This is a genomic window from Xanthomonas sp. WHRI 10204, from assembly GCF_040202875.1.
Lineage (GTDB): Bacteria > Pseudomonadota > Gammaproteobacteria > Xanthomonadales > Xanthomonadaceae > Xanthomonas.
Window position 1 is genome coordinate 429,629 of record NZ_JBEGDW010000003.1, and the last position, 18,636, is coordinate 448,264.

Below are 18,636 nucleotides of genomic sequence, written 5' to 3' on the forward strand. Positions count from 1 at the left end.
ATGGGCGCGATGGACTGAGCACGCTGCGTGGCACGGCATGCAGACGCAAAAGCGCAAGCGATGACGCGAGCCGGATCAGGTCTCGGCAGACTGTTCTTCCAGGATCGGTTTGGCCAGCGCAAAGGCGTGGTTGGCCGCCGGGACGCCGCAATAGATGGCCGCCTGCAGCAGCACTTCCTTGATCTGCTCGGGGGTGACGCCGTTGTTGCGCGCGGCGCGCACATGCAGCTTGAATTCTTCGTCGTGGCCCAACGCGACCATCATCGACAACGTGATCAACGAGCGGGTATGCGCAGGCAGGCCGTCGCGGGTCCAGATGGTGCCCCAGGCGTAACGGGTGATCAGGTCCTGAAACTCGGTGGTGAGCTCGGTGCGTGCGGCCAGCGAGCGCTCCACATGCGCTTCGCCCAGAACGCGGCGGCGTTCGCGCAGGCCGGTTTGATAGCGTTCGTCTTCGTGCATGGGGCGTCCTCGTCATACGGAAAAAATCAGTCGGCTTGCAGGAACCCCAGCACCGCGTCGTTGAATGCGGCCGGCGATTCCAGATTGCAGATATGGCGGCCCGGTACCTGGGCGTAATGTCCGTCGGGCGCGGCGTAGGCGATCTCGCGCAGGTCCGGCGGCGGGCACACCGGGTCGTCGTCGCCGGCCAGGGCCAGCAGCGGCAGGTTCAGCCCATCCAGCGCGCCGCGGAAATCGGCCTCGGCCACCGCCTGGCAGCAGGCGATGTACCCGTCTGGGGAGGTGGAGACGAAGGCGGCGGCGATCATGTCCAGGCGCTGCGCGTGGCTGATGGAAAATTCCGGGGTAAACCAGCGCTGCAGCGTGGCATCGATCAGCATCGGCAGGCCTTCGCTGCGCACCTGCTCGATGCGGGTTTCCCAGGTGGCGGTGCTGCCGATCTTTTGCGCGGTGGCGCAGACCACCAGCCGGCGCAGCCGCTGCGCGGCATGCAGCCCCAGCCACTGCCCGGTCAGCCCGCCGATCGACAGCCCGCAGAAATCGCTGCGCTCGATCTGCAAGGCATCCCACAGCGCCAGTACGTCCTGTCCCAGGTCGGCCACGCTGTAGGGGCCTGGCGGAGAGTCGGAATAGCCATGGCCGCGGCGGTCGTAACGCAGGATGCGGTAATGCGGGGCGAAGGCTTCGATCTGCACGTCCCACATGTGCATGTCGGTGCCGAGCGAATTGCAGAAGGTCAGCCAGGGCCGCCCGTCGGTGCCGTCCAGACGGTAATGCAGGCGATGCGTGGGCAATTGCAGATAGGCCATTGAAGCACCGTCAACGGGAGGAAGAAGCGGCCAGTACGCGATCGATCCAGACCGAGGACATGCCGCGCCAGCTGTCGCTATCGAACACCGCGTGCAGTTGCGCGTGCGTGAGTACCGCGCTCACCTGCGCGTCCTCTGCCAGGACCTCGCGCAGATGCCGCTGCTGCGCCTGCGCACGCGCCACTGCCTGTTCGACCAGTGCGTGCGCGTGCGGCTTGCCGAGCTGCGGGGCCAGCGCGAACACCACCGCCTCGGCGTAGAGCACGCCGCCATGGCTGTCCAGGTGCTGGCGCATGCGCGTGCGGTCCAGTTCCAGCTCGGCCAGGCAGGCCTGCATCTGCGCCAGGCTGCCGGCGGTCAGGCACACGATTTGCGGCAAGGTGTCCCATTCGGCATGCCACTGCCCGGCGGCACGCTCATGCGGCTGCGCCATCGCACTGAACAAGGTAGAAATCAGCCCGGGCACGCGGGTGGCCGCGGCCACCGCCGCCACGCTGGAAACAGGATTGCGCTTGTGCGGCATCGCCGATGAGCCGCCCTTGCCGGCCGCCGCAGGCTCGAAGGCTTCGCCGACCTCCGATTGCATCAGCAGCACCACATCGCCGCCGATCTTGCCCAGCGTGCCGGCGAGCAGGCCGAACGCGCAGCCAACCTCGACGATGCGGTCGCGTGCGGTGTGCCAGGGCAACGCAGGCAAGGGCAGCGCCAGGGTGGTGGCAAGCGCCTGGGCCACATCCAGGCCGCGCGCCTGCAAGGAGGCCAAGGTGCCGGCCGCGCCACCGAACTGCAGCACCAGCGCGTCGTGCCGCAACGCGTGCAGGCGCCGATGCGCGCGCTGCAAGGCATCCAGCCAGCCGGCCACCTTGAGCCCGAAGGTCACCGGCACGGCCTGCTGCAACAAGGTGCGCCCGGGCAGACCGGTGTCGCGCTCGCGTACGGCCAACGCCGCCAACGTGTCGCACAGACGCTGCAGGCGCGGCAGCAGCAAATCGAGCGCGGCGCGCAGTTGCAACACGCTGCCGGTATCGATGACGTCCTGACTGGTGGCCCCCCAATGCACCCAGCGCGCGGCCGCAGCATCGTGCGCGGCGACGCGCGCGGTCAGCGCCTTGACCAGCGGAATGGCGGGGTTGCCGGCGAGCGCGGTGGCCTGCGCCAAGGCGGCCATGTCGTAGCGCTGCACATCGCAGGCCGCTGCGATGGACGCGGCCGCTTCGGCAGGAATGACATCGCACTGCGCCTGCGCGCGGGCAAGCGCGGATTCGAAGTGCAGCATGGCCTGCACACGCGCCGCATCGTTGAACAATGCGTCGCACGCAGGCTCGCCAAACAAGGATCCCAACAACAAAGACGTCGCACTCATGCATCGCATCTCTTGGCGTGCCGGCAGCATGGCACCGAAGCACGGGGGTGCCAACTAGACGTTAGGGCAATACGCGCAGCGCCCGCAGCGCGGTCGCAGCGGGCGAAGGTGACAGCGTGCACCCCTGGTTTGCATGCGTGCCTTGGGCACCCCGATATGCGCTTGTACACCTGCCATGCTGCCGTGCGCGGCGCTGCATGCCGCCTGGCCAGGCCAGTGGCGCAGGTGCAGACACAGGCCGTCGTGTGCGGCACGTGCGCCGATCTACGGATCAATACCGGAAAAACACGGTCTCCGTGTCGCCTTGCATATGGATATCCCAGGCATAGGCGCCATTGCCGGATGGCTGGGCCAGCAAGGTGGCGCGGCGCGCGGCCGGTACCAGCGCCAGGATCGGGTCGCTGCCCAGCTGCGGGTCATCGGCGAAGTACAGGCGCGTCGATGCGCCACGCAACAGCCCGCGCATGAACACCAGCACGCTCAAATGCGCAGCCTGCGGCGTGCCCTCCGGCCCGGCGACGGCGCCCGGCTTGACCGTGCTGAAGCTAAAACGCCCCTGCGCATCGGTCGGCACCCGGCCCCAGCCATCGAAGCTGGCGTCGTGCGTCTGGTAACGGCTGTCGGCGGCATGCGCATAGATACCAGCGGCATCGGCTTGCCACAGTTCCAGCACCGCGTCGGCCACCGGGACGCCGGCACCATCGAAGACGCAGCCGCTGATCTGCACGTGCGTGCCGGCGGCCTGCGCCGGTGCGAGCTGGTCGCGATACAGCGGTTCCAGCCCAAGCCGGTAATACGGGCCGACGGTTTGCGAAGGGGTTGCGTGCAGGCTCATCGATTCACTCCCAGACCGTTTGCTTGCGGCCGCGCAACACGATGTCGAAGCGGTAGGCCAGGGCATATTCGCTGATGGCGTTTTCCCAGTCGAAACTGGACACCATGCGTTCGCGCGCCAGCGCATCGTCGACGCAGTTGTAGATGGGGTCGTACGCCAGCAGCGGGTCGCCCGGGAAATACATCTGGGTGATCAGCCGTTGCCCGATGCCATCGCCATGCAGCGAAAAATGGATGTGCGCCGGCCGCCAGGCGTTGTAGTGATTGCGCCACGGATACGCGCCCGGCTTGATGGTCTTGAAGACGTAGCGGCCATGCTCATCGGTGAGCACCTGGCCAGTGCCGCGGAAGTTGGGGTCCAGCGGTGCGTCGTGACGATCGCCAGCATGCTGATAACGGCCGGCCGCGTTGCATTGCCACACTTCCACCACGCTGTTGCGCACCGGCTTGCCGTTTTCATCGAGCACGCGGCCGGAAACGATGATGCGCTCGCCCAGCGGCTCGCCACTGAATCCTGCGGTGAGGTCGGCTGCATGCTCGCCCAGGGTGAGCCGATCCAAACGCGGGCCGGTGACTTCCGACAGCGTGGCCGGGATATCGATGGGCGCCTGCGTTGGGCCGCGCAAGGCGGTTGAGGCGTAGGCCGGATGCAGATAGGCCGGCTGCGTGCCCGGCCGGGTGCGGCGGTAGCCGAGCAGCGGGTCGGCAAGTGTCGAGTCATCGGGGGCATCGCGCATCGTGAGATCTCCCTGCGCCGCACTGCGGCATGGTCAAGCGGTGTAGGTGTGCGGTGGCGGCGCAGTGGTTGCAGTGGGCTGGCTCACAGGCGCTCGATCGCCAGTGCCACACCCTGCCCCACACCCACGCACATGCTGGCCAGCCCGAGCCGGCCGTTGCAGGCTTCCAGTTGCCGCAGCAAGGTGAGCGCCAGCCGCGCGCCGCTCATGCCGAGCGGATGACCGAGCGCGATGGCGCCGCCGTTGGCGTTGACATGCGCAGCATCGTCGGGGAACCCGAACGCGCGCGTGCACGCCAGCGCCTGCGCGGCGAAGGCTTCGTTGAGCTCGATCGCATCGAACTGCTCGATGCGCAAATTCAGCCGCGCCAACAGACGCTGCGTGGCCGGCACCGGGCCCATGCCCATGTAGGCCGGCTCGACACCTGCCGACGCAAAACCCAGCACGCGTGCGCGCGGGGTCAACCGATGCGTCTGCACGGCCTGCGCGGACGCCAACAACAACGCGGCAGCACCGTCGTTGATGCCGGACGCATTGCCGGCCGTCACGCTGCCGGGCTGGCGGAACACCGGTTTGAGCTTGGCCAGCATCTCGATGGTGGTCGTCGGGCGCGGGGCTTCGTCGTATTCGACGGTGACGGCATCGCCGCCCTTGCGTGCGGCCACCGGCACCGAGGTGATCTCCGCATCGAAGAAACCGGCCGCCTGCGCCGCCGCCACACGTTGCTGGCTGCGCAGTGCGAAGGCGTCCTGATCCTCGCGCGTGATGGCATGGCGCTGCGCGACGTTCTCGGCAGTTTCGCCCATCAACTCGGTGCCGTAGGCGGCTTGCAGGCGCGGGTTGATGAAGCGCCAGCCCATGGTGGTGTCTTCCAGCTGCTGGGTGCGGGCGAAGGCGCTTTCAGCCTTGCCCATCACCCAGGGCGCGCGCGACATCGATTCGACACCGCCGGCGATCGCCAGGCCCAGTTCCTCGGCGCGGATGCCGCGCGCCACCGTGCCGATCGCATCCAGCCCGGAACCGCACAGGCGATTGAGCGTGCTGCCCGGCACAGAACTCGGCAGGCCCGCCAGCAACAGGCTCATACGCGCGACATTGCGGTTGTCTTCGCCGGCCTGATTGGCGCAGCCCAGATACACATCGTCGATAGTGGCCGGGTCCAGCTGCGGATGACGCGCCAGCAACGCGGCAATCGGCACCGCGCCCAGGTCGTCGGCACGCACGCTGGACAGCACGCCGCCGTAACGGCCGATGGGCGTGCGGATGCCGTCGATCAGATAGACCTCGCTCATGCCTCCGCTCCCGCCGAATGGGTGCCATGCGCGGCGTCGGTCCGTGCCTGCAGCGCGCGCAATGCCTGCAGTTCCGTGGTGCTGGGCGGTGCGGTCTGGGCGAGGTCGTCGGCAAAGCGGATCGGCCAGCCAGTCGCCGCGCTCACCTGTTCGCGGCTGATCCCCGGGTGCAGCGAAGTCACGGTGAGTTCGCGGGTCACCGCATCGGGTTCCATCACGCACAGGTCGGTGACCACCACGGTGGGGCCGGCGCCGGGCAGGCCGGCACGCGTGCGCGCATCGCCGCCGTCCAGATGCCCGACCGTGGTGATGAAGTCCAGCACCGACACGAAGCTGCGTTTGGACTGCCGCATGATGATGAACACCTGCTTGGCGCTAGCCGCGATTTCCGGCGCGCCACCGGCGCCGGGCAACCGCGTCTTCGGCGCAGCGTAATCGCCGATCACGGTGGTATTGAGGTTGGCGTGGCGATCGATCTGCGCCGCGCCCAGGAAGCCGACATCCACCCGGCCGCCCTGCAACCAGTAGCGAAAGATCTCCGGCGTGGAGACCACGGTGTCGGCAGTTTCGGCCAGCTCGCCGTCGCCGATCGAGAGCGGCAGCACGTCCGGACGTGCGCCGATCGGGCCGGATTCGTAGATCAAGGTGACATCCGGCGCATGCGTGAGCCGGGCCAGATTGGCCGCGGTGGACGGCAGACCGATGCCGACGAAACACACCGCCTCATCGGGCAGGCGGCGCGCCGCGGCCACGGTCATCATTTCGTTGGTGCTGTACGCGCTCATGCGGCCACCTGCTGCTGCGAGTGCTCATACACGCGCATGAATGCGGCGAAGTCGTCGGTATCCAGAATATGCGTCTGGATCCATGCCTGGAAACGCGCGCGGTCGCGCGCAATCGCGTCCCAGGCCAGATAAAACCGGTTGTCGCGGGCGTAGTAGCCATGCGCGTACGACGGCGCCGCCCCGCCAGGCACATGGCACACCGCATCGACCACCCAGCGCGGCAGGATGCAGGCGTTGGGTGGCGCGTCGAGCGTGTCGACGATTTCTTCCACCGTCACGATCAGCTTGCGCGCGGCCAGTGCCGCCTCTTTCTGCACCCCAAGAATCCCCCACAGCAAGACGTTGCCGCGTCGGTCGGCCTGCTGTGCGTGGATGACGGTGACATCGGGGTTCACCGCCGGCGTGGTGGCCAGCGTTTCGCCGGTGTACGGGCATTGCAGGAACTTGATGCTGTCGTTGACGCGCGGCAGGTCTGAACCGACATAGCCGCGCAGCACCGCGAATGGCAGACCCGACGCACCGGCCACGTAGGCGTTGGCCATGTCGGCATGGCTATGTTCGCGAATCTGCAGCGGCTGCGGCCAGGCGTGTTCGACCGCATCGCGCAGCCGGTGCAGCGAGCCGACCCCCGGATTGCCGCCCCACGAAAACCGCAGCGCCGATGCGCAGCCGGCGCCGATCAGCTGGTCGTAGATCAGGTCCGGTGTCATGCGCACCAGACGCAGCTCGCGTTTGCGCTGGCGGATCACTTCATGGCCGGCCGCATGCGGGATCAGATGGGTGAACCCCTCCATCGCCACACAATCGCCGTCGGCGATCAGGTGGGACACCGCATCTCTCAGGGAGACGATTTCGACCATGGCACCACCCCGCGCTGAACGTGCAGCCACGGTAGAGCCGGCCGAACAGCGCGGTCAATACGATTATCGGCGATTGAATTCGATAATCGCACAATTTCCATCTGACGATAACGCTCCGACATTGTCTCCGGTGTATACATAACTTCGCTCGCAAGCAGACGCCAGCGCTGGAATGCGCGCTAACTGGTTGCCGGCCGACGCAGTGCGTCGATTCGTATCCCAGGTTGTATACAAAAACCCCAGGAGTCACGGTCATGTCCCAGTCCAAGCCGCTGTTTCCCCTCAACGCGTGGTATGCCGTCGCCTGGGACCACGAAATCAAGCACGCCCTGACGCCACGCAAGGTGTGCAACCTGGAAGTGGTGGTCTACCGCACCACGGCCGGCGCAGTGGTCGCCCTGGAAGACGCTTGCTGGCACCGGCTGGTGCCGCTGTCGATGGGCAAGCTGCGCGGCGACGATGTGGTGTGCGGCTATCACGGCCTGGTCTACAACACCCAGGGCCGCTGCGTGCACATGCCCTCGCAGGAGACCATCAACCCGTCCGCGTGCGTGCGCAGTTTTCCGGTGGCCGAGAAGCATCGCTACGTGTGGATCTGGCCGGGCGACCCGGCCCAGGCCGACACCGCGCTCATCCCCGACCTGCACTGGGCGCACGACCCGGCCTGGGCCGGCGATGGCCGCACCATCTACGCCAAGTGCGATTACCGGCTGGTGCTGGATAACCTGATGGATCTGACCCACGAGACCTTCGTGCACGGGTCCAGCATCGGCCAGGACGAGATCGCCGAAGCGCCGTTCGATGTCGTGCATGGCGACCGCTCGGTGATGGTCTCGCGCTGGATGCGCAACATCGACCCGCCGCCGTTCTGGGCCAGCCAGATTGCGAAACACCTGGATTACCACGGCAAGGTCGACCGCTGGCAGATCATCCGCTTCGAAGCGCCCGGCACCATCGCGATCGATGTCGGTGTGGCCATCACCGGTACCGGCGCGCCGGAGGGCGACCGCAGCCAGGGCGTCAACGGATACGTGCTCAATACGATTACGCCGGAGACCGACACCACCTGCCACTACTTCTGGGCGTTCATGCGCAACTACGCGCTGCACGATCAGTCGTTGACCACGCTCACCCGCGCCGGCGTCACCGGTGTGTTCGGCGAGGACGAGGCGATCCTGGAAGCGCAGCAACGCGCCATCGATGCGCACCCGGACCACACCTTCTACAACCTCAACGTCGATTCCGGCGGCATGTGGGCACGGCGGGTGATCGACCGCCTGATTGCCCAGGAACAGCGCGCGCAGGATCTGTCGCTGCGCATGGTGGGCTGAGCGCAGCGCACAGGAGACCGCCATGCCACCGACCACACCGTTCCACAGCAGCGCGGCGCAGACCACCCGCGCGCTGCTCTCGCTGCGTGAGCTGATCCTCGACGGCACCCTGCCCTCTGGTGCGCGATTGTCCGAGTTGGCCGTGGTGCAACGGCTGGGCATGTCGCGTACGCCGGTACGTGCGGCCTTGCAACGCCTGTGCGAAGAAGGCCTGGCCCGCGCGCTGCCGGGTGGCGGCTACGCGGTGCAGGCTTTCAGCGAGCGCGACGTGCACGACGCCATCGAACTGCGCGGCACGCTCGAAGGGCTGGCCGCACGCATGGCCGCCGAGCGCGGCGTCTCGCACGCGCAGCTTGCCCAGGCGCACGCGCTGCTGGCGGAGATCGATGCCATTGTCGGCACCCCACCGCAGGCCATCGACTTCGCCGCCTATGTCCAGGCCAATGCGCTGTTCCACGCCTTGCTGGTGGCGATGGCCGGCAGCGACGTGCTCGGCCGCGAACTCACCCGCGTGCTGCAGCTGCCCTTCGCCTCGCCCAATAGCCTGGTCATGGCACAGACCAGTGCTGCCGACGCGCATGTGATCCTGACCCTGGCACAGGACCAGCATCGCGAAGTGATTGCCGCCATCGAGCAGCGCCATGGCAGCCGCGCCGAAGCGCTGATGCGCGAGCACGCACGTCTGGCGCACCGCAATTTACGCCACATCCTGCAAACCCCCGCGGCCATTGCCCAGGTGCGCGGCGGCGCACTGATCGGCCGCGCCCATGCATTCAACGCCGGCAATGCCCGGCACGCTCTTCTGCCTGGAGTTCCTTATGCGTAAAGACACCCAATGGCATCGCGCCCATGTCGTCAGCATTGCCGACGCCTGCGACGGCGTGCGCGAAATCGTGCTCGATCCGGGCACCGCAGCACGCACCTTCGAGGTGGGCAGCCACCTGGATTTTCGCGTGCAATTGCATGGCCGCAGCGATGTGCGCTCTTACTCACTGGTGGGCGAGCCGCGTGCGGACGGGCATTACCAGATCGCGGTACGGCAGATGCCGGACAGCCGTGGTGGCTCGCGGCATATGTGGACGCTGCAGCCCGGCGATGCGGTGGAGATCTCTCCCCCGAACAATAACTTTGCGCTGGACGAACGCGGCGAAGAAATCCTGTTGATCGCCGGCGGTATCGGCATCACACCGATCCTGGGCATGGCGCAGCGGCTGGCACAGCGGCACCAGGCGTTTCGCCTGCTGTATGTCGGACGCTCGCGCAGCGCGATGGCCTATGTGGACCAGTTGGAAGCGCTGCTCGGCGCGCGCCTGCAGCTCCATTGCGACGACGCTGATGGCCCGCCCGATCTTGCCGCCGAACTGGCGCGGTTGTCGCCCAATGCCGAGGTCTATGTGTGCGGGCCGTTGGGGATGCTGGAAGCGGTGCGCCAACACTGGCATGCCGGCGGCCGCCCGCGCGCGCGGTTGCATTTTGAAACCTTCGGCAATAGTGGCCGGGTGCCGGCGCAAGCGTTCGTGGTCAAGCTGCCCGGGCTCGGCCTGGAAGTGCCGGTGGCCGAAAACGAATCGATGCTCGATGCCCTGGCCGATGCCGGGGTGGAGCTGATTGCCGAATGCCGTCGTGGCGAATGCGGGTTGTGCGTGGTGGAGGTGCTCGACAGCGCGGCCGATATCGATCACCGCGATGTGTTCTTCAGCGACGAGCAACGCCGCGAAAATCGCAAGCTGTGCGCCTGCGTGTCGCGTGCGGTGGGCGGCAGCATCAGCATCGATACCGGCTACCGCAGCGGGCTGGGCTGAGCGTAGCCGTCATGCTGACCGCGCCCGCCATTGCGCCGGCGCGGTGCTGCTGACTCGCCATGCGCCGTGCGACGGCGCAGAGCGATCGGTCCGCTTGGCGGACCAAGGCCTGCAACCGCTGTGCTTGCATCCTCACGCGCATGCGCGATCATCTGCGCATGGAGTCAACTCACTACAGGACTGTCCCGGCGCCGGCATTGAACCCGCGCCAGGAGCAATTGGTGGCGCTGGTGCGGCAGCAAGGCTTTGCCGATGTCGAAGGCTTGGCCACGCGCTTTGAGGTCACCCCGCAAACCATTCGGCGCGATCTGACCTTGCTGTGCGATGCCGGCGTGCTGCGTCGCTACCACGGCGGCGTCAGCATGCCCTCCAGCGTGGAAAACCTGGCCTACACCGCGCGCAAGGCGCTGCAGGCACGCGAAAAGCAGCACATCGCCACGCACGTCGCGCGCTTCATTCCCGACGATGCCTCGCTGTTCATCAACCTCGGCACCACCAACGAAGAAGTCGCGCGCGCATTGCTGCAGCATCGCGGCCTGCGCGTGATCACCAACAACCTCAACGTGGCGGTGATGCTCAGCGCCAACCCCAGTTTCGAGGTGATCGTGGCCGGCGGCGTGGTGCGCGGGCGCGACCAGGGCGTGACCGGCGAGGCCACGGTGGAGCTGATCCGTCAGTTCAAGGTGGACTTCGGGGTGATCGGCATTTCCGGGATCGATCTGGACGGCACCTTGCTGGATTTCGATTACCAGGAAGTGCGGGTGGCCCAGGCCATCATCGAGCACTCGCGCCAGGTGGTGCTCGCTGCCGACCACAGCAAGTTCGGCCGCAACGCCATGGTGCGGCTGGGCGCCATCGCACAGGTGCACGACTGGTTCACCGACCGACCGCCGCCGCAGGAACTGGCCAGCGTGCTGGCCGAGGCCGGCACCCGGGTGCACCTGGCGAGCGCGACCGACGCCGGCTGAGAGATTGTTCGTTTAAGTACGTTTGCGATACTTAGGTGTCGTCTCTGCCCCTCAATTTATTCATTGGCTCAATGAATTTTCAATTTTCGATGGGCCGCATAACCTGAAAACCCTTTGACTCAAGGGCAGCCACGTCTTCACGCTCCGAAAAGGTTGGATGTTCGAATATGTTCGAACATGAAAACTTAGGTTCGCTCCTCAGCGCACCTGGACGGAGATACCGATGGGCGAGACGTACGATCTTCTGGTGGTAGGCGGCGGCATCAATGGGGTCGGCATCGCTCGCGATGCGGCCGGGCGCGGCCTGTCGGTGTGTCTCTGCGAGCAGGACGATCTTGCCTCGCATACCAGTAGCGCCAGCACCAAACTCATCCACGGTGGGCTGCGCTATCTGGAGCAGTACGAGTTCGCGCTGGTCGGCAAGGCACTGGCCGAGCGCGAAGTGCTGTTGCGCCTGGCCCCGCACATCATCTGGCCGCTGCGCTTTCTGTTGCCGCATCAGCCGCATTTGCGCCCGGCCTGGATGATTCGCGCCGGCTTGTTCCTGTACGACCACCTTGGCGGCAGCAAGCGCAGCCTGCCGCGCTCGCGCCGGCTCTCGCTGCGCACACACCCGGTTGGGCAGCCGTTGCAGGAATCGCTGCGCACCGGCTTCGTCTATTCCGATGCCTGGGTGCAGGACGCGCGCTTGGTGGTGCTCAATGCGATGGATGCCGCCAAGCGCGGCGCCAAGATCCACACCCGCACGCGCTGTGTGGGTGCCTGGCGCGATGCCGGGTTCTGGTACGCCGAGCTCGAAGACCGCGACGGCCGCCGCCGCACCGTGCAGGCGCGCGCACTGGCCAATGCGGCCGGGCCATGGGCGGTGTCGTTCCTGGACAAGGTAGCGGCGGTGCCGCATCAGCACGCGCTGCGCCTGGTCAAGGGCAGCCATATCGTGGTGCCCAAGCTGTTCGATCACGATCACGCCTACATCTTCCAGCAACCGGACCGGCGCATCGTGTTCGCCATCCCGTACGAGCATGACTTCACCTTGATCGGTACCACCGACGTCGACTACGAGGCCGACCCCGCCGCACCCAAGATCGACGCGGCCGAGGTGCAGTACCTGTGCGATGCGGTGAACCTGTATTTCCAACAGCAGATCAGCCCGCAGGACGTGGTGTGGAATTACAGCGGTGTGCGTCCGTTGCTGGACGATGCCGAAGACAATGCCGCCGAAGTGACCCGCGACTATCAACTGGAAGTCATCAACGACGGCGCGCCGCTGCTCAACGTGTTCGGCGGCAAGTTGACCACCTACCGCAAGCTTGCCGAAGAGGCGGTCGACCGGCTCACCCATGTGCTGGGCGTCCGCAAGCCGGCATGGACCGCGCGCGGTGACGCGCTGCCGGGCGGTGAACAACGCGATATCGCCAGCCTGCTCGAACGTGTGCGCAGCGCGCGCCCCTGGTTGCCTGCCGCCACCGCGCAGCGGCTGGTGCGCAATTACGGCACCTGTGCAGAGCAACTGTTGGGCGATGCGCAGGATGTGGCCGGCCTGGGCACGCACTTCGGCGCAGACCTGTATCAGGCCGAGGTGGACTACCTGCGTCAACACGAATGGGCCCAGACCGCCGACGATATCCTGTGGCGTCGCAGCAAACTCGGGCTGCGGATCGATGCAGCCGGACGTGCGCGGCTGGAAGACTATCTGCAGACGCAGGCGCCGCAACCAGCCGATGCCGCAACTGTTTGAACACACCGCGTTGCCGGCGAGGACGGGTCCGTCCGGCAACGTATCCTGGCGCACTGCCTGCATCACCCTGTGGAGGGCACCCCCGATGAGCACGACCCACTCCCCCTGCGCACCAACGCGCGCGTCGCAATCCCCTGTTCGTTGCAATGACCTGCTCGCGGGCCTGCGCGCATGAGCCGTCAACTCGTGGGTGAGTTGATTTCCGAAGCGATCGCGATGTTCATCATCATCGCGCTCGGCGATTCGGTCGCGGCGATGTACATCCTCTACGACCCCAGTCCTTATCAGAACGCCTATTGGGGCGTGTGTATCGCCTGGGGCCTGGCGGTGACGCTGGCGATCTACGTGACCGGCTCGGTCTCGGGCACGCACGCCAACCCGGCGGTCACGCTAGCGCTGGCGCTATTTCGCGATTTTTCGTGGAAGAAGGTGGTGCCGTATTGGATTGCCCAGGTCATCGGCGCCTTCCTGGGCGCGGCCATCGTCTATCAGTTGTACGGGCCGGTGATCGACCATTTCAACCAGGTGCAGCAGCTCACCCGCGAAGCAGGCGGCGCGGCCGGTGTGTTCTTCACCGCACCCGGTCTTGCGGTCACGCCTATGCATGCGCTGGTCGATCAGATCATCATCACCGCGTTCCTGATCTTCGGCATCTTCGCCATCACCGAGCGCTTCAACGAAGCCGCGCCGGGCGCCAATTCCGGCGCGTTGATGATCGGCCTGCTGGTGGCAACGCTGGGTGCGTCGATGGGCTATCTGGAAGCGTGGGCGATGAACCCGGCGCGCGATTTCGGCCCGCGTCTGTTCGCGTATTTCGCCGGTTGGGGCGAGGCGGCGTTGCCGGCCAAGGACAATTACTGGTGGATCCCGATCGTCGGCCCGTTGATCGGTGGGCCGATCGGCGCACTGGCCTACCAGTGGCTGATCCTGCCGTTCCTGCCGGCGCGCGTGCGCCATCTGCAGGGCGATACCGCGCCGCTGGATCCGCGCTAGTCGCCGCGCAGTGAATCGACCACCACGACGATGTGCGGGCCGCCGCTAACCGGCAGCCCGCACATCGCTCCCAGGCTGCACCGACCACTCTCGCCGCGCGCCAATGCCGGCATTGTTTGAGGAATCTTCGATGGAAAAGCAATACGTCCTTGCGATCGATCAGGGCACCACCAGCTCGCGCGCGATGTTGTTCGATCGCCAGGGCAAGGTGGCCGGCGTGGCGCAGCGCGAATTCGGGCAGATCTTCCCGCAGCCGGGCTGGGTGGAACACAACCCGCGCGAGATCATGACCAGCGTCTACACCACCATTACCGAGCTGCTCAACAACGCGCAGATCGATGCGCGCTCGATCGCCGGCATCGGCATCACCAACCAGCGCGAAACCGCGGTGGTGTGGGACAAGGCCACCGGCCAACCGATCTACAACGCCATCGTGTGGCAATCGCGGCAGACCAAGGACATCTGCACCCAGCTCAAGGAAGCCGGCCATGAGCAGATGGTGCGCGACAAGACCGGGCTGCTGATCGATGCGTATTTTTCCGGCACCAAGGTCAAGTGGATTCTCGATCACGTGGAAGGCGCACGCGAGCGCGCGCGCAACGGCGAACTGGCTTTCGGCACCATCGACAGCTGGCTGATCTGGAACCTCACCGGCGGCAAGGTGCACGTGACCGATTACACCAACGCCTCGCGCACCATGATGTTCAATATCCACACCCTGGAATGGGATGCGGAGCTGCTGGAGATGCTGGACGTACCGGCGCAGATGCTGCCGGAGGTGCGCTCCTCCAGCGAGGTCTATGGCATGACCCAGACCCAGTATTTCTACGGCGAGCAGGTGCCCATCGCGGGTATCGCCGGCGACCAGCAAGCGGCGTTGTTCGGCCAGGCGTGTTTTGAGCCGGGCATGGCGAAAAACACCTATGGCACCGGCTGTTTCATGCTGATGAATACCGGCGACAAGGCGGTGATCTCCAAGGCCGGCCTGTTGACCACGATTGCCTGGGGCATCGATGGCAAGGTCGAGTACGCGCTGGAAGGCGCGATCTTCGTCGCCGGCTCGGTGGTGCAGTGGCTACGCGACGGCTTGCGCATGCTGGGCAAGGCCAGCGACTCGCAGGCCTATGCCGAACGCGCTGGCGATAACGATGGCGTCTACCTGGTGCCAGCCTTCGTCGGCCTGGGCGCGCCGTATTGGCGCAGCGATATTCGTGGTGCGGTGTTCGGCCTGACCCGTGGCACCAGCAAGGAGCACTTCGTGCGCGCGGCGGTCGAATCCATGGCGTATCAGACCCGCGACGTACTCACCGCGATGCAAAGCGATTCGGGCATCGAGTTGAAGGAGCTGCGTGCCGACGGTGGCGCGATCGCCAACGATTTCATGGCCCAATTCCAGAGCGACATTCTCAACGTGCCGGTGCTGCGCCCGGAAGTGGCCGAAACCACCGCGCTCGGTGCAGCGTATCTGGCAGGTCTTGCAACCGGCTTCTGGAGCAGCCGCGAAGAAATCGCCAAGCAATGGGCGGTAGATCGACGCTTCGAACCGGCCATGGCCGAGGACAAGCGCGAGCAACTGTATGCCGGTTGGCAGCAGGCGGTGGAAGCGACGATGGGCTTTAAGATCAGCTGAGCGGCTGCGCCTGATGGTGGCTGCCGGCGTGCGTTCTGCCGCAGTGTTCGCTGGTTACACAACGCATCTATCGCCGGCCTGCACCGTGCAGGCCGGCGATACGTCACACGATTACTGACCGCTGGTATTTGCGCGACCGGCAATGGTGTCCGGGTCCCAATGTTCCTTGATCAGACCCTTTTCGATACGGAACATGTCGAACCAGGTGGTGGTATAGGTCTTGCCCGGGTTACGCGGGTCCGGCAGCGTGCGCACCGACACCAGCGTGACCAGATCGCCATCGGCGGTGATGGCCACCAACGGCAACTGCACGCGCGGCTGCACCGGGGTGGGCCTCACGAAGGCGGTCAGAAATGCAATGAACGCATCGCGCCCGTTGGCGACATTCGGGTTGTGCTGGATGTAGTTCTTGTCCATGTACATCGGCGCGTACTGCACCTGCCCCGCTTCGAACACGATGCGCCAGAAGTCGTAGACCAGGCGCTTGTTGGCGGTCTCGTACCAATTTGAACCCAGCAGCATCTTCTGGTGATTGGTATTTTCAGTGACGGCGGTCTGCGCGAACGCCGCCATCGGTGCGACCAGCATGATCAGCAACAAGGCGCGGGAAACAATCTTTTTCATGGGGCTCTCCTGGGAGGAAACGAGTCATGCGCTCGCGGGGGAGTTGGCGCACGGCTCGCTATTGGGGGAATGACGCGTCCTTGCATGGACAGCAACCGCCACGCGTCCATGCCACCCTACCGAGCACATCCGCTGCTGCGCTAGCCACCCGGAAGTGCACCAGGGCACTTCAAAACTGCCTGGTGACAAAAGAATTACCATTCGAAATGGCTGCGTCAGGCCCCTGCCAATTCGGCCATCGGCAGCCCCGCATAGTTCTCCGCGATGGTCACGCGGCCGGCTTCGCTGCCCAGCAAATACTCCAGCTCGGCCTGGCGGATGCGTGCAGTAAAGGCATCCTCGTCGTCGAAGGTATGCAGCAGCGTGGTCATCCACCACGAAAACCGCTCGGCTTTCCACACCCGCTGCAGCGCCAGGGACGAGTACTGCTGCAACACGTCGGCATCGCCGGATGCCTTCCAACGCGCAAACAACTGCGCGAGCAGGCCGACATCGGCCAACGCCAGGTTCAGCCCCTTGGCGCCGGTGGGCGGCACGATATGCGCCGCATCGCCGGCCAGAAACAGGCGGCCGTATTGCATCGGTTCGGCGACGAAGCTGCGCAGCGGCGCGATGCTTTTTTCGATCGATGGGCCGGTGATCAATTGTTCGGCCAATGTTGCCGGCAAGCGTGCGCGCAGTGCATCCCAGAACGCCGCATCGCTCCAGGCTTCCACACGGGCGTCTGCCGGCACCTGCACGTAATAGCGCGTGCGGGTGGGCGAGCGCATCGAGCACAACGCAAAGCCGAGCCTGTGACGCGCATAGATCAGCTCATCGTGCACCGGCGGTGTATCGGCCAGCACGCCTAACCAACCGAACGGATAGACGCGCTCGAACAGGCGCATGCGCTCGGCCGGGATGCTGGCGCGGCTGACCCCATGAAAGCCGTCGCAGCCGACGATGTAGTCGCAGGCAACGCGCAGGCGGGCACCGTGATGCGTGAACTCGACGCTGGGTGCGGCACTGTCCAGCGCGTGCAGGGTGACGTCGCGTGCGTCGTAGTAGGTGGGCGCACCGCTGCGCTGACGCGCCTGCATTAGATCGGCGGTGACTTCGGTCTGGCCATACACCGTGACGCCGCGGCCGCAGCCGCGCAGCAGATCGATGCGCTCACGCTGGCCATCGAGCGATAGTTCGAAGCCGTGATGCGGCAGCCCTTCGCGCTGCACGCGCTCGCCGACACCGGCACGTTGCAGCAGCTCCACACTGCCCTGCTCCAGCACACCGGCGCGGATGCGCCCTACCACGTGTTCCGGGGTCTGCCGTTCGACGATGAGGGTGTCGATGCCGGCGCGCAGCAACAGCTCGCCCAGCAGCAGCCCGGATGGCCCGGCACCGATGATTGCAACCTGCGTCCGCATGGGGCGCTCCTGCCTTCAATGATCAGACCTGCAGTGTCGGTAGCCAACCGCTGCCATTGAAGGGATGATTGCAGGCAGTACTTGGACTTTTCGACGATGCCTACACGCGCACACCACACTGCTGCAGTCGCTGCTGTTCCCGCGTTCGGCCTGTACGGCGAGCGGCATGCCGATGCACCGGAGTTGTTGCATTGGGAGTCGATCGCCGCACGCAGCCGGCTGCATGACTGGCACATCACCCCGCACCGGCATGAAGATCTGGCGCAGCTGCTGTATGTGCAGCGCGGGCCGGCAACCCTGCAACTGGATGGACGCACCCAGCGTCTGCGGGGTGCCACCGTGGTATGGCTGCCGCCGCTGTGCGTGCACGGGTTCGCGTTCGACCCGCAGGTGCGCGGGCACATCATCACCTTGTGCATGCCGCTGGTGCGCGACGCCCTGAGCGCTGCACCGCTACTGCAATCCAGCCTGGCGACGCCGGCAGTATTGCCGGTCAAACCCTCGCAACGCCTGCTCGACGTGCTGTTCGGCAGCATCGCCGACGACCACGCGCACCAGCGCGTCGGGCACGAGGCTGCATTGCAGGCCGCAGCAACGCAACTGGTGATCTGGACCGCACGCGCTGCGCTGCAGGGCCTGCAAGACGCGGCCGTGGCCAACGCGCAGGCCGATCCAGCCCTGCGACATCTGCGTGCGTATCAAACCTTGATCGACCAGCACTACCGCGCACACTGGCCGATCTCCCGCTACGCGGATCAGCTGGGACTGACGCCAGGCCATCTCACTGCGTTGTGTAGACGGCTGGCCAATGCGTCCGCATTGGAACTATTGCAGCGCCGGATCATGCTCGAAGCACGCCGCAACCTGCGCTACACCAGCCTGAGCGTGCAGCAGATTGCCGCAGCGCTTGGATTTTTCGACGCTGCGTATTTCAGCCGCTACTTCGCGCGGCAGGCAGGCTGCTCGCCGACGCGTTTTCGCACCGGCGAGTGAGTCGATGAAGCG

The 18,636-nt window shown here is 65.9% G+C and carries 18 protein-coding genes; 8 read left to right on the forward strand and 10 right to left on the reverse strand.

Annotated features, from left to right (window positions below; translation table 11 throughout):
* Nucleotides 1-75: 75 nt before the first annotated feature.
* From pcaC to ABQZ00_RS18820, 8 genes are all read right to left on the reverse strand, one after another.
* Nucleotides 76-462, reverse strand: a complete 387-nt coding sequence (pcaC, locus tag ABQZ00_RS18785; protein ID WP_323538510.1) for a 4-carboxymuconolactone decarboxylase — start codon at nucleotides 460-462, stop codon at nucleotides 76-78.
* 26 nt (nucleotides 463-488) lie between these two features.
* Nucleotides 489-1,271, reverse strand: coding sequence for a 3-oxoadipate enol-lactonase (pcaD, locus tag ABQZ00_RS18790; protein ID WP_055853379.1), 783 nt, complete (start codon nucleotides 1,269-1,271; stop codon nucleotides 489-491).
* 10 nt (nucleotides 1,272-1,281) lie between these two features.
* Nucleotides 1,282-2,634 carry a 3-carboxy-cis,cis-muconate cycloisomerase gene (locus tag ABQZ00_RS18795; RefSeq protein ID WP_503064301.1) on the reverse strand — a complete coding sequence of 451 codons (1,353 nt, stop codon included), beginning with the start codon at nucleotides 2,632-2,634 and terminating at the stop codon, nucleotides 1,282-1,284.
* Nucleotides 2,635-2,905: 271 nt separating this feature from the next.
* Nucleotides 2,906-3,469 (reverse strand): protocatechuate 3,4-dioxygenase subunit alpha, encoded by a 564-nt coding sequence (gene pcaG, locus ABQZ00_RS18800; protein ID WP_115526838.1) that lies wholly within the window; start codon nucleotides 3,467-3,469, stop codon nucleotides 2,906-2,908.
* Nucleotides 3,470-3,473: 4 nt separating this feature from the next.
* Complete coding sequence (gene pcaH, locus ABQZ00_RS18805) at nucleotides 3,474-4,205, reverse strand: protocatechuate 3,4-dioxygenase subunit beta (protein ID WP_323538508.1); 732 nt, start codon at nucleotides 4,203-4,205, stop codon at nucleotides 3,474-3,476.
* Nucleotides 4,206-4,288: 83 nt separating this feature from the next.
* Entirely contained in the window at nucleotides 4,289-5,497 is a 1,209-nt protein-coding gene (gene pcaF, locus ABQZ00_RS18810) for a 3-oxoadipyl-CoA thiolase (RefSeq protein WP_323538507.1), read from the reverse strand.
* On the reverse strand, nucleotides 5,494-6,282 hold the full coding sequence (locus ABQZ00_RS18815) for a CoA-transferase subunit beta (protein WP_115526835.1): 789 nt from the start codon (nucleotides 6,280-6,282) through the stop codon (nucleotides 5,494-5,496). The genes pcaF and ABQZ00_RS18815 overlap by 4 nt, the downstream gene beginning before the upstream one ends.
* Complete coding sequence (locus ABQZ00_RS18820; RefSeq protein ID WP_311239531.1) at nucleotides 6,279-7,142, reverse strand: CoA transferase subunit A; 864 nt, start codon at nucleotides 7,140-7,142, stop codon at nucleotides 6,279-6,281. Before ABQZ00_RS18820 ends, ABQZ00_RS18815 begins: the two co-directional genes overlap by 4 nt.
* A 254-nt stretch (nucleotides 7,143-7,396) precedes the next feature.
* Between ABQZ00_RS18820 and ABQZ00_RS18825 the strand changes: the two genes are divergently transcribed.
* The 7 genes from ABQZ00_RS18825 (at nucleotide 7,397) to glpK (ending at nucleotide 15,604) form a co-directional block, all read left to right on the forward strand.
* On the forward strand, nucleotides 7,397-8,473 hold the full coding sequence (locus ABQZ00_RS18825; protein WP_323538506.1) for an aromatic ring-hydroxylating dioxygenase subunit alpha: 1,077 nt from the start codon (nucleotides 7,397-7,399) through the stop codon (nucleotides 8,471-8,473).
* 22 nt (nucleotides 8,474-8,495) lie between these two features.
* Nucleotides 8,496-9,299, forward strand: coding sequence for a GntR family transcriptional regulator (locus ABQZ00_RS18830; protein ID WP_323538505.1), 804 nt, complete (start codon nucleotides 8,496-8,498; stop codon nucleotides 9,297-9,299).
* The gene (locus ABQZ00_RS18835) at nucleotides 9,292-10,275 is read left to right on the forward strand and encodes a PDR/VanB family oxidoreductase (RefSeq protein WP_323538504.1); all 984 of its coding nucleotides are present in this window, start codon (nucleotides 9,292-9,294) and stop codon (nucleotides 10,273-10,275) included. The genes ABQZ00_RS18830 and ABQZ00_RS18835 overlap by 8 nt, the downstream gene beginning before the upstream one ends.
* A 140-nt stretch (nucleotides 10,276-10,415) precedes the next feature.
* Entirely contained in the window at nucleotides 10,416-11,243 is an 828-nt protein-coding gene (locus ABQZ00_RS18840) for a DeoR/GlpR family DNA-binding transcription regulator (RefSeq protein ID WP_055853396.1), read from the forward strand.
* A 223-nt stretch (nucleotides 11,244-11,466) separates the two neighbouring features.
* The gene (glpD, locus tag ABQZ00_RS18845; RefSeq protein WP_323538503.1) at nucleotides 11,467-12,981 is read left to right on the forward strand and encodes a glycerol-3-phosphate dehydrogenase; all 1,515 of its coding nucleotides are present in this window, start codon (nucleotides 11,467-11,469) and stop codon (nucleotides 12,979-12,981) included.
* Between the two features lie 171 nt (nucleotides 12,982-13,152).
* Nucleotides 13,153-13,974, forward strand: coding sequence for an MIP/aquaporin family protein (locus tag ABQZ00_RS18850; RefSeq protein WP_055853399.1), 822 nt, complete (start codon nucleotides 13,153-13,155; stop codon nucleotides 13,972-13,974).
* Between the two features lie 130 nt (nucleotides 13,975-14,104).
* A complete protein-coding gene (gene glpK, locus ABQZ00_RS18855; protein WP_115512812.1) occupies nucleotides 14,105-15,604 on the forward strand; it encodes a glycerol kinase GlpK in 1,500 nt (499 codons plus the stop codon).
* Between the two features lie 111 nt (nucleotides 15,605-15,715).
* On the opposite strand, the gene ABQZ00_RS18860 is transcribed toward glpK, so the two are convergent.
* Nucleotides 15,716-16,228 (reverse strand): nuclear transport factor 2 family protein, encoded by a 513-nt coding sequence (locus ABQZ00_RS18860; protein ID WP_055853403.1) that lies wholly within the window; start codon nucleotides 16,226-16,228, stop codon nucleotides 15,716-15,718.
* A 215-nt stretch (nucleotides 16,229-16,443) separates the two neighbouring features.
* Entirely contained in the window at nucleotides 16,444-17,631 is a 1,188-nt protein-coding gene (gene pobA / locus ABQZ00_RS18865; RefSeq protein WP_323538502.1) for a 4-hydroxybenzoate 3-monooxygenase, read from the reverse strand.
* A gap of 96 nt (nucleotides 17,632-17,727) precedes the next feature.
* On the opposite strand from pobA, the gene ABQZ00_RS18870 reads away from it, so the two are divergent.
* Complete coding sequence (locus tag ABQZ00_RS18870; protein ID WP_323538501.1) at nucleotides 17,728-18,624, forward strand: helix-turn-helix domain-containing protein; 897 nt, start codon at nucleotides 17,728-17,730, stop codon at nucleotides 18,622-18,624.
* Nucleotides 18,625-18,636: the final 12 nt, after the last annotated feature.